Genomic DNA, 14,450 nt, shown 5'->3' with positions numbered 1-14,450 from the left:
ACCAGCCCCACGCCGCCCCGGACTTGATCCGGGGCCTCACCAAAGCCCACGAGGCCCCGGATCAAGTCCGGGGCGGCGTTGGAGGCAGCACAGGCGCCGCCGCCACCCACCACGCCGGGGCCTCATCGCGCAACACCCCTGCAGCAGCTTTCGCCAGTTCCTCACTGGCAAACAGGCCAAAGCAGGTCGCACCAGACCCCGACATCCGCGCCAGCAGACATCCGGGGCGGGCCTCAAGCGCGGCTTTCACTTCGGCAATCACCGGGGCCAAGGCCATCGCCGGGGCCTCGAGGTCATTGCGCTGCGCGTGCAGCCAAGTGGCGAGATCACTTGCAGTCGCCCATTGGGGGATGCTCTCCATCGCCGGATTATCGCGCCGCGCCAGTGCTTTGAACACCGCAGGCGTTGCCACGGCCACACCGGGATTGACCAGCACCAGATAACATGCGGGCAAAGCGGGCAGGGGGGTCAGCACCTCGCCCACGCCCTGCATCCGCAGCGGCACCCCGGCCAGACACACCGGCACATCCGCGCCCAAGGCCAGCACGGCTGCTGCATCAGGCAGCGCCCGCCCGGTCAAGCCGCACAAAGCCCGCAACGCCGCCGCTGCATCCGCCGAGCCGCCACCAATGCCCGAGGCGACCGGCAACTGCTTGTCCAATTCCAGCGCCGCAGTCACGCCAAGACACCGCGCTGCCCGCAGCACAAGGTTATCGCCCGACAACCCCGCGCCGAATGGCCCCGTCACCCGCAGGCTTAACTGATCGCTGGCCTCTGCCGTCACCCAATCGCCCACGCCCGCGAACACCACCAGACTGTCAAGCAGATGATAGCCATCGCCGCGCTGCCCGGTCACATGCAGCGCCAGATTGATCTTGGCAGGGGCAAAGACGCGCAAGGTCAGATCACGGTTGCGCCGCAGCGGCAGCCACGGGCTTCAACGGTGCCGCCCCCTCAGACGCCAGCACCGCATCCAGCCCCTTGGCCAGTTTCAGCCGCAGCCGCGCCGCCAGCTTGTCATCCGGGCCATAAGACAAGGCACGCCGCCACTGATATTCGGCCTCGCGCTTGCGGCCCACCGCCCAATAGACATCGCCCAGATGGTCCGTCACCGTCGCATCCACCGGCATCCGCTGCGAGGCTTGCTCCATCGGCAGCACAGCATCGCGGTAGCGGCCCAGGCGGTAATAGGCCCAGCCAAGGCTATCCAGGATCGCCCCGCTGTCGGGCTGCATCAGCACCGCGCGCTTGATCAGGCCAAGCGCCTCATCCAGTTTGCGACCCTGATCAACCAGACTGTAGCCCAGATAGTTCAGCAATTCCGGCTGGTTCGGGTTCAACGCCATCGCGCGGCGGAAATCGGCCTCGGCGGCGTCGTAATGACGCAACGCGTCCGAGACCACGCCGCGGCTGTAGAACAGCACCCAGTGGCCGGGGCCGGGGTTCGGCACCATCTTGATCGCGGCGTCATAGGCCTTGAACGACTCGTCATAGCGCTTTTCGCGCCGCATCCCGTCGGCGAGTGCCAGTTGCACCGCCAGAATATTGCCATGCGTGCGCGCCAAAGCCTGCAAGATTTCCAGCGCCGCTTCGGGGTGGCCGGCGGCAAACGTGGCATTGGCACGGCCGATTTCGGCGGCGTGAAAGTTCAGATCGCTGGGCGAGACCATGGCATATGCCGCCGTTGCCAAAACGTGCTGGCGCTGCTGCTCCAGAATACCGGCCACCAGCAACACCGCTTCGGTGTTGTCGGGCCGCAGATAGGCCGCAGCGCGGGCGTGCAGCAGGGTAAAGGACGCATCAGCCTCGCCCTTCACCGCATTCGCCATGCTGTAGAACACTTCGCCAATGCCTTCGCTGGCATTGCGCGCAATGGTAAACGGCAGCGGCTCGCCCGCATCCAGACGGCGGCGCAGATCGTCGATCTCCAGATCATTGCCGGGCAGGAAATTGCGGTCGATCAGCGCCACCGCTTCGGGGTTCCGCTCAAGCTGGCTCAGGATTTCGACGGTCGCGATCAGCCCGCGCCGGGTCAGCGGGAAACTGCCCGCAGCCTTGCCGGAAAGGATGTTCTCGGCCCCCTCGTAATCCCCCGCCGAGGCAAGGGCGAGCGCCTTGTGGTATAACCCGAACGCCTCTAGCCCCTTGGTTTGCGCCATCTTGTCAAAGGCTTCGGTCGCCTCTGACATCCGCCCCAACCCCAGCTTGGCCCAGGCTTTCACCAGATCATCCAGCACTGCACCCGCCGAGCCGCCCGCGGCCTGCTCTTTCAGGATCGCCGCGTAATCCTGCCGTTTGGCATCGCTTGCGATCAGAACCACCGTGGCAATCTGGCTTTTGCCGCCCGCCGCCTGAAACGCCTGCGCCAGCTTGGCCGCACCCTCCATATCGCCCACGCCGACCTCTGCCATCAAAGCACCTTGCAGCAGCGCCGGGTTGGTCGGATCACCGCTCAGCGCGCGGCCATACCATTCGACCGCCGCCGCGTAGTCGGCTTCAGAACTCGCAACCCCGGCGGCCAGATAAGCCCCGGCCTCGCTCACCGGCCCGGCAACAGCCTCGGGGGCAGGCACGGGCTTGGCGGTTTCGGCCAGCGTGGCAAACGGCAGGCAGATGACAGCAGAGGCCAGCAGCAGGTGCATGCGGGTCAGGCGAGGAAAAGGCATCCGGGGCGGCTCCTGTAAGCGTTGCCACAAAGCTAGAGCCGCGCGGGCGGATAAGCAATGCGGGCCGGGGGTTTATCACCCCCGGCCCGCGCATCTTCGCTGATCTGCGCCAGAATGTCAGATCACATGTTGGCGGGCGATGGTCTGGTCTGCACTTTCGCAAACACGCGACGCAGCTTTGGCTGGATCAGTGCAACCAGTTCGGGCTGCATGAAGGTGTAATTGTCGGCTATGTCGAGGCAGACCACATGTTTGCCGCGCAACGCGCCACCAAACTGCCGCTTCAGCTTGGCAAGTTGCGCCTTTTCCATCACAGCAATGGAATCCGCCCAAGCGATCTGCTCGGCGCTGACACGCTCGTCAGCATCGGCGCTCAGCCCGGCATAATCCGTCTCGGCAACCAAGATCGCGCGCGCAACTTCAGCGGCGGTCGGGCTTCGCATCCGGGCCTTGCCGCAGATGAACAGAATGTTGTGCATGGGTGTTGCCTTGGTTCATATGCAAAAGGGCGGCCATGGGCCGCCCTTTGACAGTCGCGGACATCACCGCATTACATATTCGGATAGTTCGGCCCGCCACCGCCCATCGGCGTGGTCCAGACGATATTCTGCGACGGGTCTTTGATGTCGCAGGTCTTGCAATGCACGCAGTTCTGGAAGTTGATCTGAAAGCGCGGCTCTTTCCCGGCCTCGGCGATCACCTCATACACTCCCGCCGGGCAGTAGCGCTGCGCGGGTTCGGCATATTTCGGCAGGTTGACCGCGATCGGGATCGACGGGTCTTTCAGCTTCAGATGCGCCGGTTGGTTTTCGTCGTGGTTGGTGGCCGAGAACGCCACGTTGGTAAGCCGGTCAAACGAAAGCACGCCATCGGGTTTCGGATAGTCGATGGGTTGGTAATCCTTGGCCAGCCCGGTCGATTCCGCATCGTTCTTGCCGTGCTTCAGCGTGCCCAGAATGGTCAGCCCAAAGGTATTCGCCCACATGTCGGCACCGCCCAGGAACAGCGAGGCGACAAGCCCATACTTCGACCAGAGCGGCTTGACGTTGCGCACTTTTTTCAGGTCAGCCGCAATCGGGCCACCGCGCACCAGCGTTTCATATTCGGTCAACTCATCGCCCGAACGGCCTGCCGAGATCGCCACAAACGCCGCTTCTGCCGCGTCAATCCCCGACAGCATCGCGTTGTGGTTGCCCTTGATGCGCGGCACGTTGACCAGGCCCGCCGAACAGCCCAGCAGGGCCACGCCCGGTGCAACCATTTTCGGGATCGACTGCCAGCCGCCCTCGGAAATCGCCCGCGCGCCATAAGCCACGCGTTTTCCGCCTTTCAGCAGTTCGGCCACCATCGGGTGATGCTTGAAGCGCTGGAATTCCATATAGGGATAAAGATGCGGGTTCTTGTAGTTCAGATGGACGACGAAGCCCACGTAAACCTGATTGTTCTCAAGGTGATAGATGAACGACCCGCCGCCTGCATTGCTGCCCAGCGGCCAGCCCATCGTATGCGTGACCGTGCCCAAGCGATGCTTGGCCGGATCAATCTGCCAGATTTCCTTCATGCCAAGGCCGAACTTCTGCGGCTCGTGACCCTTGCTCAGATCATATTTGGCGATGACTTCCTTGGCCAAAGACCCGCGCACGCCTTCTGACAGGAACACATATTTCCCGGCCAGAACCATCCCCGGCTCATACGAAGGCCCCGGCGTGCCATCGGCGTTCTTGCCGAACTCGCCCGCAACCACGCCGCGCACTTCGCCTTTGTCGCCATAGATCAACTCGGAACACGCCATGCCCGGGAAAATCTCAACCCCCAAGCCCTCGGCCTGCTCGGCCATCCAGCGGCAGACATTCGCCATCGAGACGATGTAGTTGCCGTGGTTGTTCATCAACGGTGGCATCGGAAAGTTCGGGATCCGCATCTGCCCCGCTGGCCCAAGGATGTAGAAGTTATCCTCATGCACCGGCACATTCAGCGGCGCGCCTTTTTCTTTCCAATCCGGGATCAGCTTGGTCAGCCCGACCGGGTCCAGCACCGCGCCCGACAGGATATGCGCGCCAACTTCCGAACCTTTTTCCAGCACCACAACCGACAGGTTGCTGTCCAGCTGTTTAAGCCGGATCGCAGCCGACAGACCCGCAGGCCCCGCGCCCACGATGACCACATCATAATCCATCTGCTCGCGTGTGATCTCGGTCACTGTATTTCTCCGGCTTGGCAAAATGCTGCCCGTGTCATTGCCCGAACGCACCGTCTGGGTCAACTGTAACGCAACTTCCCAAGGCCATATCGCAGGTTAGGCGCAAGATTATTTCTCATGGGCGACTGAATTTTCCTCATGGGCGACCAAGGCCCGCCGATTGCCGCCATTCCCCCTTGCAATCACAGGCCCGCTCGGGTCAGGTATGGCGAAAGAGGCGCAAGGTCATGGCCCAAACCGGGCTGTGACCTTGTTATTTGCGTGAAGAGACCAATGGAAAAAATCCCGATGACCCGGCGCGGCTTCACCGCTCTGGATGAAGAATTGAAGCAGTTGAAATCTGTGGAACGCCCCGCCGTGATCCGCGCCATCGCCGAGGCGCGTGAGCATGGCGATCTGTCGGAAAACGCCGAGTATCACGCCGCCCGCGAAAAGCAGAGCTTCATCGAAGGCCGGGTGAAAGAGCTTGAGGCGATCATCTCGCTGGCCGAAGTGATTGATGTCGCCAAGCTGTCCGGCGCGATCAAGTTCGGCGCCACCGTGACTCTGGTGGATGAGGAATCCGACGAGGAGAAAACCTATCAGATCGTTGGCGAATCCGAGGCAGATATCGAGCGTAATCTGCTGAACATCCGCTCGCCACTGGCGCGCGCGCTGATCGGCAAAGACGAAGGCGACTCGGTCGAGGTGAAAACCCCCGGCGGCACGCGCGGCTACGAAATCCTGTCGATCCGTTACATCTGACCCCGGCTGCGGGACCAAGACCTGAGGGACCAAGACATGGCCGAACCCGAAGAAACGCCCCGCAGTCTGGGGTCGCGCCTGCGCGGCAACGCGGATCCTGCGGTCACGCCGACAGAATGGATCGCGGCGGTGATGAGCCTGCTGTGGGTCGTGGCCGTCGGGGGCTATTTCCTCACCGGCCCGGTGGAATCGGGTGTGCTGGGCTATGTGTTGACCCTGCTTGCGGTGTTCCTGCCGCTGGCGCTGATCTGGGCGGCAGTGACGACATTGCGCTCGATCCGGTCCTTGCGCGAAGAATCGGCGCGGTTGCAGGCCACGGTCGAGGCGATGCGCGCAGCCTATGTCGCAGGCCAGCAGGGCGGTATGCGGCCTTCGGTTGAGCGTAAGCTCGATGAAATCGCCGCCGCCACCAAACACACCGAAACCGCGCTCGCCAGCTTCAACTCGCGCCGTGACAGCGGCCTCAGCGTGCCTTCAGCCGACCGCAAGGCGGCACTGGTGCCGCCGCAGCCGCAGCCCGAGGCCGAACAGCCGGGGTTGGCGCTGGGCACACCATCGGAATCCCTGCGCGCGCCGCTGTCGGTGCAGGATTTCACCCGCGCGGTGCAGTTCCCCGAAAGCCCAGATGACAAGGAAGGCTTCCGCGCCCTGCGTTTGGCACTGGAAGATCGTAACGTCGCCAAACTGATCCGCGCCGCGCAAGATGTGCTGACCTTGCTCAGTCAGGAAGGCATCTTCATGGATGATCTGAAACCCGAACGCGCCCGGCCCGAGTTGTGGCGCAAGTTTGCCAACGGCGAACGCGGGCGCGGCATCGCTGCCCTGGGTGGCGTGCGCGACCGCTCATCTCTGGCGCTGACCGCCGGGCGGATGCGCGAAGACCCGGTGTTCCGCGACGCCGCCCACCATTTCCTACGCACCTTTGACCGTGTATTTTCCGAGTTTGAAAAGGTGGCCAGCGATCAGGATCTGTCTGATCTGGCCGAAACCCGCACCGCCCGCGCCTTCATGCTGTTTGGTCGGGTGACGGGCACCTTCGATTGACACCCACGTGCGCCGCTACAGCGGCTTGACCATGGTGATCGCCGCGTCAAACCCGAAGGCAAAGCGCAGCAAGCCAAGCGGTTGGGTTTTCAGCGTCTGATAGCCCAATCGTTGATACAGCGCCCGCGCGCGCAGGTTGCTGTCGATCACTTCCAACTGCACGCACGCATAGCCCCGCTGGCGGGCCTGATCCTCGATGGCCCCGATCAGCGCGCTGCCGACGCCCAAGCCGCGGGCCTTGGGGGCCACACAAATCCCATCCAGCAGAAAGTGATCTGGCGGCGTGTCATCGCCCAGCATCCACAACAGCGGCAAGCGCCAAGCCGCCCCCAGCGTGCCATAAATCGCGCGGATGTCAGCGATTTCACCGCCAGCAAAGCTGCCGGCCGGGGTCTTGAAACCTGCCATGCCCAGCAGCTGCCCCGCCTCATCCAGCGCCACAATCGCATGCGGCGCGCGCAGCACGCGGTCCAGAAAGCGGTGGGCTTTGGCGGTTGGCCCCATCACCCGGCCCAGCTTGCCGCCAAAGGCCTGCCAATACAGCACCACCGCTTGCCCGCGCAGACTATCGGGCAGGCCGAGTTGATAGGTTATGGTCATGACAGCGCGGCCAGCAAGGTTGCGCTGTGGCCTGCGCCCAGAATCCAGCCTTCCTCCGCGCTTGCAGGGCAATCGAAAAGCCCAGCCAGTCTGCCCTGTTGCGACAGGGTGAACAGCGAAGCTGCCAGCAACCTCACCTGCGCCTCGTCTTTGATCGGGGCAGGGTCGGCCATCACGGCGCGAGCCAGCAGCGAGGGGTAGATTTCGGCCAGCGTGATCTGTCCCGGTGGATCAAACGGCCAGACCGCCACGCCGGGGCGCTGTGACAGGCGGTGAATCATCGGCTGCCCCATCAGCCCTTGGCTGCCTGCCGCGCCCGTAGTGTAAAGCTTCCACACCGGCTGCGCGCGCGGCACCACGGTTTCCACCGCGCGGCGTTCAGACAGCGCCAGCGCAGGGTAGTCCACGGCCTTGGTGGCGGGCAGATCGGGCAGATCAAGGCGGGCAGGGCGGCCCCAGAACGGGCCTGCACCGCCGAAGTGGCGGTTGATCTGTGCGGCGATCTGAAAGCGGTTGTTGCTATTGTCGGGCGCGTCTTGAATGTGGTCGGCCAGCCATGCCCAGACAGCGCGGGCGCTGGCGCTGCCCGTCAGGCGGGCGGCAAAGCCAGATGGATAGCCCATCGGGAAATCGCAGCCGATCAGCAAGGCTTCGCCTGCCGCCTGTGCCGCTTCAATAGCCTGTGTCAGCGCGGCTTCGGCACTGGCGCGGCTGCGGTGATAGCGGCTGCTTGCGCCGTTCTTGTCGATGCTGCCCAGCCAGATCGCATCTGCCGAGGGGCGAGGGGGCGACAGGGCCGAGGCAGCCGACCAATCCGCCACGATCACCCGATCAAACCGCAAGACCGACCTCGGCCAGAATGAAATCAGCAATCTGCCCGGTGTTGTTCAGATCCAGCACCGGCACCGGCAGCGCGCCAAGATCCATATCGGTGGCAACGGCGCGCACCAGCCCATCGCCGGGCTGGATCAGATCATGGCCCGCTTCCTGCCGGAACACCTCGATCTTGGCATGGGCATCGCGCTTGTAACCCTCGACCAGAATCAGATCGACCGGGGCCATACGCGCCAGCACTTCGGTCAGGTCAGGCTCGGGCCCGCGATGTTCGCGCATCAGCGCAAACCGATGCGCCGAGGCCAGAACGACCTCGGATGCACCAGCCGCCCGGTGGCGGTGGCTGTCTTTGCCGGGTTGGTCAAGATCCACATCATGATGCACATGCTTGACGGTCGAGACGGTAAATCCGCGCCCGGTGATCTCGGCCACCAACCGCTCCATCAGGCTGGTTTTGCCCGAGTTTTTCCAGCCGATGACGCCATAAACCCTCATGACGCGGCCCGGATCAGCGCTTCGGCGGCGGCAAGGTCGGCGGGTGTGTTCAGGTTCTGAAACGCGGCCTCATCGGGGAATTGCGCGCGGGCGGCGTGATGGGCTTCGGCGAAGGTCATCACTTTCGGCTTGGCCCCCGAAGCCAGAAACCCCGCAAGCGCATCCGCCAGCGCCACCGGCCAAAGTCCGCAAGCCGGATGATCCTTGGCGGCATGAGCGATGGCGCAGCCTGTGGCGCTGGCTTCGGCGGCCAGACAAAGTTGCGGCACCAGATCGCCGGGCGCAAAGGGCGTATCGACGGCCAGCGTCACAACCGCGGTGGCCCCAAGCGGTGCGGCCCAACGCAGCGCGGCAAGAATGCCGGATAGCGGGCCGAGCGGCATTTCATCGGCCAGCACCGGCAGGCCATAGCCCGCCAGCCGCGCCGCATCGCCATTGGCCGAAATCGCCAGCCGTTCCACCTGCGGCTCCAGCCGGGCGATGGCGTGGCCCAGCAGGGTTTGGCCGCCCAAGCGGATCAGCGCCTTGTCGGCCCCCATGCGAAGGCCCATCCCGCCTGCCAGAACGCATCCAAAAATCCGCACCTTGGCCTCTTCAAATTCACCCAGCAAACGCCTAAGCCGTTCTGCATCCGGCGTAAAGCCGATCCAAGCTGGTGAGGGTTGATGTCTGCCGCTCGTGAAAGCTACCTGCGCGGGGTGCGCGCGGCCTTGCCCTTTGCCGTGGTGATCGTGCCCTTTGCGATGCTGTTTGGGCTGCTGGCCTCGGAAGCAGGGTTGCAACTTTATGAAATCGTGGCGTTTTCGGTCAGCGTGTTTGCCGGGGCCTCGCAGTTCGCCGCCCTGCATCTGTTGCAGGATCAAGCGCCGCTGCTGGTGATCCTGGCCACATCCTTGGCGGTCAATCTGCGGATGCTGATGTATTCGGTGACGCTTGCGCCGCACGTGGGCGCGGCGCCTTTGGGGGTGCGGGCGGTGATGGCTTACCTTTTGGTCGATCAAAGCTTTGCGCTGTCAGTGGCGGAATATGACAAGCGGCCCGAAATGACCCTGTCCGAAAAGACCGCGTATTTCTTTGGCGCGGTCACACCCGTCCTGCCGCTGTGGATGGGGTCCACCGTGGCGGGGGCTTTGGCAGGGCGGGCGATTCCGCCGGAATACGCCTTGGATTTCGCCGTGCCGATTGCCTTTCTGGCGATGACCGCGCCGATGATCCGAAGCTGGCCACATGCCCTTGCGGCGGGGCTTTCCGTGGTGGTGACGCTGGCGCTGACGGTGCTGCCCTATGGCACCGGCTTGCTGGTTGGCTCGACCATCGGCATGGCAGCGGGGGCCGCATTGGAATACTGGCGCGAAAGGTCTGCCGCATGATTGATCGCACGCAGTTCTGGATCGTGGTGGTCGTGCTGGGGCTGGCCACCTATGCCATCCGTTTTTCGTTTCTGGGCCTGCTCGGCAATCGGCCTTTGCCGGGGTGGTTGCAACGCAGCTTGCGCTATACGGCGGTGGCGGTGCTGCCAGCGCTGGTCGCGCCTGCGGTGCTGTGGCCGCCTGCGACCGGAGGCACGCCGGACGCCGCACGCCTTCTGGCGGCGGGGGTGACGGTGGTGGTGGGCCTTGCCACCCGGCAGATGATCTTTGCGGCGCTCGCCGGGGTTGCCACACTGCTGGGCTTGCCGTTTCTGCTGTAAGCGGCACAGCAAAAAGCCGCGCTGGGGTCAGCGCGGCTTTGGCGGGTTGAAACCCTGAAGTTATGGCGCCGGAGGCGTCTGACCTGCCTGCACCATCAGCACGCCGTGGTTGTTGTCGGCATCATCATCGGTGATCAACTTGCGCGTCACGCCGGGCAGTTGCGCGAATTCCTTCATCAGCTTGTTCGGATACCAGGTGCCGCTGATCGCCTCAAACCCCGGCACACCATGCAGGATCGACGAGATCGAATGCGCACATTGCGCGCTGGGCACCGAGCCATAAGCCTCGGCTCGCTGCTTGATCAGTTCGGCGACTTCCGGGCTGACGACCACGGTCTGCTCGATAACGTTGAACGTCTCCCGCGCATGGTAGTCGATGTAAAAGCTGACCATTTTCGGCGTCACGCCGTAATGCACGTCGCCGCGCTCGGGCAGATAGGGGTGATACCACGATCCTGCCGGGTCGAACATCACCTGTTCCGATGCGTTGATCAGCAGGCCAGAATGCGCGCCCGACCCGTTACGGGTGCTTTGCACCGTGAACAGGGTGATGCTGCGCGGCGGTTCGGCCACGAAATGCGCCGAAGGCGCCGCCATCTGGGCATCGGTCGCCCATTTGTTGTCACCCGCACAGGCAGACAGCGCGAAAAGCGCCAGAACGGCAAAGGCTTTGAAGGTCATATTACAGTTCCGGCGTTAAAGGATCAGGCGTTGGCGAGTGCCATGAAAATCAGCACGCAGATCGAGATGATCGCACCCCAGGTTGCCATGCGGATAAAGCCGTCAAAGGTCTTTTCCTGCACGCGAATGTCCATGCTGCCCGGTTTATGTTCGGCCATAAGAGCGTCCTTTCAGAGTTGTTGACTAGGCCATAGCTGATTCAGTGCCGACTGTCACGGGGCGACGCAATTCGGCAGGCAGAGAAATTGTCGCGGCCTCAGGCCGAGCCATCGCCCGACTCGCCGCCCATCCAGCCACTTGTCAGACGAAAGCCGATGCGTTTCGGCGGGGCCTCGGGTGCGGCCTTCGGCACCGCGCGCAGCATCACGGAAAGCTGGCTGACATGCTGGATCAGTTGGGTTTTCATGCCATCGTCATCGCGGCCATAAAAGGTCAGCAGGTCAGGCTCGAAAAAGCCCAGACCCTCGATCTTCAGCACGCCCGCCTCTGATCCTGCAAAGCCCATGGCGATCTCTTGCTGGGCGTCAAGCTGGCTTTCAAAGTTGCGGATATACAGGATGATCCGCTCGTAAGCCCATTCGGCGGGGCTTTTCTCGGCCAAGGGGCGACGTTGCAGCGCAGCGGGCAGGGGCTGTTGTTCGGCGCTAAGCGGTGCTGCCGGATCGGCGTGAATGGCATGGGCACGCGGCAGGCCCGCGGCCTTGCTGACAGCGGCGCCCAAAGCGGCTTCGGCAGCGGGATCAAGCGGTTTTGTCATGGCACCTCCTTAGGTGGCTTGCCAGACCCAAGCCCCTTCCGCATCCAGAAAACGCGAAACCTCGCCGCGCTTCAAGAGGTAGTTCAGATGCGCCACCGTCTCGACCAGCGCCAGCCCGTGCTGGCTGCCGGTGATCTCGCGCTTGAACAGCGGCACGAAACACTGTGCAGCGGTGTGCGGCTTGGCCAGATGCGCGCGCAGGCGGTCCAGCGCGCTTTCGTGGTTCTCCGCCATCTGGATCAGCCGGAACGGCAATCCGGTGAACGGCAGTTTATGCCCCGGCAACACCAGCTGATCCATCCGCGCAAACGGTGCGAACCCGCGTGTGCTGTCCAGCCATTCGCCCAACGGATCAGCCTCGGGCTCGGTCGGATACACCCCGATATTGGCCGAAATACCCGGCAGCAACTGATCCCCGCCGATGATCAGATCGTCATCCATGCTCCAAAGCGTCGCATGGTCAGGCGCATGACCTTGCCCCAAACGCACCAACCAACGCCGCCCGCCCGCGCTCAGCGTGTCGCCTTCGGCAATGCGCGTAAAGCCCTGCGGCATCGCCTCGACCACATCGGCAAAGTTGAATGGGCGCTCTTCGGCCTTCTGCGCACGCATCGCAGTATCGACCCCGGCGCGCTGATAGAACAGCATGGATTCCGGCGTGGGTGTCGCCTGTTCGTCCAGCACCAGCATCCGCGCATAAAGCCACGCCGTGCGGGTGGTGATCAACTCGACACCTTGGCGCTGAAACCAGCCCGCAAGGCCGATATGGTCGGGGTGATGATGCGTCACAATCAGCCGCCGCACCTGTTTGCCCGCCAGCGGCCCCGCGATCAGCGAGTCCCAAATCGCCTTGGTTTTGCGACTGGACATGCCGGTATCCACCAGCGTCCAGCCATCGCCATCATCCAGCGCATAGATGTTCACATGGTCCAGCGCCATCGGCAGCGGCAGGCGCATCCACAGGATATGTGGTGCGATTTCAACCGCTTCGCCCATCGCAGGGGCTGCGTCCCACGGATGATGGATGGCGCTTGTCACGCCGACAAAGCCTCGGGCGTCAGCGCATACAGCCCCGCCGCGCCCTCACGCACCTGGGCCAGCAGCGGCGCATATTCTGGCAGCATCCGCTTGATGGCAAACTGCGCCAGCGGCAGCCGCGCCGGATCGGCCAAGGCGGCCGCCATGTGGAAATGCCCGCCCAGCACCCGCGCAAATGCCCGCAGATAGGGCACGGCACCCGCAAAGCGATCTTGCGGCGGCATGGCGACCAAGGCTTCGGTCGCCTCACGCAGCGCCTCGGTCGCGGTCCAGACCGCGCCCGCCAGATCGGGGTGCTGCGCGCGGGCAGCTTCGGCGGCGGCCTGCATCTCGTCACACAACCGATACGCCGCCTCGCCCTGATCCATCATCTTGCGGCCCACCAGATCCATCGCCTGAATGCCGTTGGTGCCTTCATAAATCGCCGTCACCCGCACATCGCGGGCAAACTGCGCCGCGCCGGTTTCCTCGATAAATCCCATGCCGCCATGCACCTGCACGCCCAGATGCGCCACCTCGCAGCCAATATCAGTGCCGTAAGCCTTGGCGATCGGCGTCAGCAAAGCCGCCCGCGCCTGCCATTCCGCAGCCCCCGTCGCCCGCCCCATGTCAATCGCCACCGCACAGGCAAGGCCAATCGCGCGCGCCGAAAACACCTCGGCCTTCATCTGCGCCAGCATCCGGCGCACATCGGCGTGGTCGATGATCGCCCCCGACCCCAGCGGCGTTTTCCCCTGCTTACGCTCCATCGCATAGCCCAAGGCCTGCTGAAACGCCGCTTCGGCCACCGCCACGCCCTGCATCCCCACCCCCAGCCGCGCGTTGTTCATCATGGTGAACATCGCCGCCATGCCGTTGTGCTTCTCGCCCACCAGCCAGCCCCGCGCGCCGTCATACTGCATCACCGCAGTCGGAGAGCCATGCAACCCCAGCTTATGCTCCAGCGACACCACCTTCAGATCGTTGCGCGCGCCCGGGTTGCCATCCGCATCCGGGATCAGCTTGGGCACCATGAACAGGCTGATGCCCTTGGTCCCCGCAGGCCCATCAGGCAGCCGCGCCAGCACCAGATGGCAAACATTGCCGGAAAAATCATTGTCAGCCCAAGTGATGTAGATCTTCTGCCCGGTGATCGCATAAGTCCCGTCGCCGCGATCTTCGGCGCGGGTGCGCACCGCCCCCACATCTGACCCCGCTTGCGGTTCGGTCAGGTTCATCGTGCCGCACCACTCGCCCGACACCAGCTTGGGGATATACAGCGCCTTCAACGCATCCGAGGCATGATGCTCCAGCGCCTCAATCTGGCCCTGCGTCATCAGCGGGTTCAACTGCAACGCAAGGCACGCCGAGCCCATCATGTCATTCACACAGGTCGCCACCGCCATCGGCAGCCCCATGCCGCCATGCTCGGGCGCAGCCGCCATGCCAATCCACCCGCCCTCGGCAATCGCGCGGTATCCCTCGGCAAAGCCCGGAGAGGTCCGCACCACACCATTTTCCAGCCGCGCCGGAACCTTGTCACCCGCCCGGTTCAACGGCGCCAGCGTGGTTTCGCACAGCTTGCCCGCCTCGGCCAAGATCGCCGCCACAGTGTCGGGCGTGGCATCGGCGAAGCGCTCGGTTGCGGCCACATTGGCGAACCCAACCACCTCCAGCAGAAACGTGAAATCAGCAAGCGGGGCGCGGTAGGGCATGACAATC

General features: G+C 63.9%; 17 protein-coding genes. 4 read left to right on the top strand and 13 right to left on the bottom strand.

Going from position 1 to position 14,450, the window contains the following annotated elements:
* Window positions 1-61: 61 nt before the first annotated feature.
* From ACFOGH_RS10760 to ACFOGH_RS10745, 4 genes are all read right to left on the bottom strand, one after another.
* Window positions 62-904, bottom strand: coding sequence for a 4-(cytidine 5'-diphospho)-2-C-methyl-D-erythritol kinase (locus ACFOGH_RS10760; protein ID WP_380073995.1), 843 nt, complete (start codon window positions 902-904; stop codon window positions 62-64).
* A 1-nt stretch (window position 905) separates the two neighbouring features.
* A complete protein-coding gene (locus ACFOGH_RS10755) occupies window positions 906-2,666 on the bottom strand; it encodes a tetratricopeptide repeat protein (RefSeq protein WP_380073070.1) in 1,761 nt (586 codons plus the stop codon).
* 122 nt (window positions 2,667-2,788) lie between these two features.
* Window positions 2,789-3,145 (bottom strand): low molecular weight protein tyrosine phosphatase family protein, encoded by a 357-nt coding sequence (locus tag ACFOGH_RS10750; protein WP_380073069.1) that lies wholly within the window; start codon window positions 3,143-3,145, stop codon window positions 2,789-2,791.
* A gap of 71 nt (window positions 3,146-3,216) precedes the next feature.
* Window positions 3,217-4,866, bottom strand: a complete 1,650-nt coding sequence (locus ACFOGH_RS10745) for an electron transfer flavoprotein-ubiquinone oxidoreductase (RefSeq protein WP_380073068.1) — start codon at window positions 4,864-4,866, stop codon at window positions 3,217-3,219.
* Between the two features lie 273 nt (window positions 4,867-5,139).
* Here ACFOGH_RS10745 and greA point away from each other — a divergent pair, with 273 nt between their 5' ends.
* Window positions 5,140-5,610, top strand: a complete 471-nt coding sequence (greA, locus tag ACFOGH_RS10740; protein WP_380073067.1) for a transcription elongation factor GreA — start codon at window positions 5,140-5,142, stop codon at window positions 5,608-5,610.
* 36 nt (window positions 5,611-5,646) lie between these two features.
* The gene (locus ACFOGH_RS10735) at window positions 5,647-6,654 is read left to right on the top strand and encodes a hypothetical protein (protein ID WP_380073066.1); all 1,008 of its coding nucleotides are present in this window, start codon (window positions 5,647-5,649) and stop codon (window positions 6,652-6,654) included.
* 15 nt (window positions 6,655-6,669) lie between these two features.
* Here ACFOGH_RS10735 and ACFOGH_RS10730 read toward each other — a convergent pair whose 3' ends face one another.
* Genes ACFOGH_RS10730 through mobA form a run of 4 tightly spaced genes read right to left on the bottom strand, consistent with a single transcriptional unit; the run spans window position 6,670 to window position 9,167 of the window.
* A complete protein-coding gene (locus ACFOGH_RS10730; protein WP_380073065.1) occupies window positions 6,670-7,254 on the bottom strand; it encodes a GNAT family N-acetyltransferase in 585 nt (194 codons plus the stop codon).
* Window positions 7,251-8,126, bottom strand: a complete 876-nt coding sequence (locus ACFOGH_RS10725; protein WP_380073064.1) for a molybdopterin guanine dinucleotide synthesis — start codon at window positions 8,124-8,126, stop codon at window positions 7,251-7,253. Before ACFOGH_RS10725 ends, ACFOGH_RS10730 begins: the two co-directional genes overlap by 4 nt.
* A complete protein-coding gene (gene mobB, locus ACFOGH_RS10720; RefSeq protein ID WP_380073063.1) occupies window positions 8,086-8,583 on the bottom strand; it encodes a molybdopterin-guanine dinucleotide biosynthesis protein B in 498 nt (165 codons plus the stop codon). The genes ACFOGH_RS10725 and mobB overlap by 41 nt, the downstream gene beginning before the upstream one ends.
* Window positions 8,580-9,167 carry a molybdenum cofactor guanylyltransferase MobA gene (gene mobA, locus ACFOGH_RS10715; RefSeq protein WP_380073062.1) on the bottom strand — a complete coding sequence of 196 codons (588 nt, stop codon included), beginning with the start codon at window positions 9,165-9,167 and terminating at the stop codon, window positions 8,580-8,582. Before mobA ends, mobB begins: the two co-directional genes overlap by 4 nt.
* Before the next feature lie 81 nt (window positions 9,168-9,248).
* On the opposite strand from mobA, the gene ACFOGH_RS10710 reads away from it, so the two are divergent.
* The gene (locus tag ACFOGH_RS10710) at window positions 9,249-9,953 is read left to right on the top strand and encodes an AzlC family ABC transporter permease (RefSeq protein ID WP_380073061.1); all 705 of its coding nucleotides are present in this window, start codon (window positions 9,249-9,251) and stop codon (window positions 9,951-9,953) included.
* Window positions 9,950-10,273, top strand: coding sequence for an AzlD domain-containing protein (locus ACFOGH_RS10705; RefSeq protein ID WP_380073060.1), 324 nt, complete (start codon window positions 9,950-9,952; stop codon window positions 10,271-10,273). The genes ACFOGH_RS10710 and ACFOGH_RS10705 overlap by 4 nt, the downstream gene beginning before the upstream one ends.
* A 60-nt stretch (window positions 10,274-10,333) precedes the next feature.
* On the opposite strand, the gene ACFOGH_RS10700 is transcribed toward ACFOGH_RS10705, so the two are convergent.
* The 5 genes from ACFOGH_RS10700 to ACFOGH_RS10680 all read right to left on the bottom strand — a co-directional run bounded on the left by ACFOGH_RS10700 (window position 10,334) and on the right by ACFOGH_RS10680 (window position 14,443).
* Window positions 10,334-10,954, bottom strand: a complete 621-nt coding sequence (locus ACFOGH_RS10700; protein ID WP_380073059.1) for a hypothetical protein — start codon at window positions 10,952-10,954, stop codon at window positions 10,334-10,336.
* Between the two features lie 23 nt (window positions 10,955-10,977).
* Window positions 10,978-11,112 carry an aa3-type cytochrome c oxidase subunit IV gene (locus ACFOGH_RS10695; RefSeq protein ID WP_380073058.1) on the bottom strand — a complete coding sequence of 45 codons (135 nt, stop codon included), beginning with the start codon at window positions 11,110-11,112 and terminating at the stop codon, window positions 10,978-10,980.
* 98 nt (window positions 11,113-11,210) lie between these two features.
* Window positions 11,211-11,711, bottom strand: coding sequence for a DUF6173 family protein (locus ACFOGH_RS10690; RefSeq protein WP_380073057.1), 501 nt, complete (start codon window positions 11,709-11,711; stop codon window positions 11,211-11,213).
* Window positions 11,712-11,720: 9 nt separating this feature from the next.
* On the bottom strand, window positions 11,721-12,749 hold the full coding sequence (locus ACFOGH_RS10685; RefSeq protein WP_380073056.1) for an MBL fold metallo-hydrolase: 1,029 nt from the start codon (window positions 12,747-12,749) through the stop codon (window positions 11,721-11,723).
* The gene (locus tag ACFOGH_RS10680) at window positions 12,746-14,443 is read right to left on the bottom strand and encodes an acyl-CoA dehydrogenase (RefSeq protein WP_380073055.1); all 1,698 of its coding nucleotides are present in this window, start codon (window positions 14,441-14,443) and stop codon (window positions 12,746-12,748) included. The genes ACFOGH_RS10685 and ACFOGH_RS10680 overlap by 4 nt, the downstream gene beginning before the upstream one ends.
* Window positions 14,444-14,450 lie beyond the last annotated feature (7 nt).

The organism is Cypionkella sinensis (genome assembly GCF_042646385.1).
In the GTDB taxonomy this organism is placed as follows: Bacteria; Pseudomonadota; Alphaproteobacteria; order Rhodobacterales; family Rhodobacteraceae; genus Cypionkella; species Cypionkella sinensis.
The sequence above is the reverse complement of the archived record's forward strand: the minus strand, read 5'-3'. Positions and strand labels throughout refer to the sequence as shown.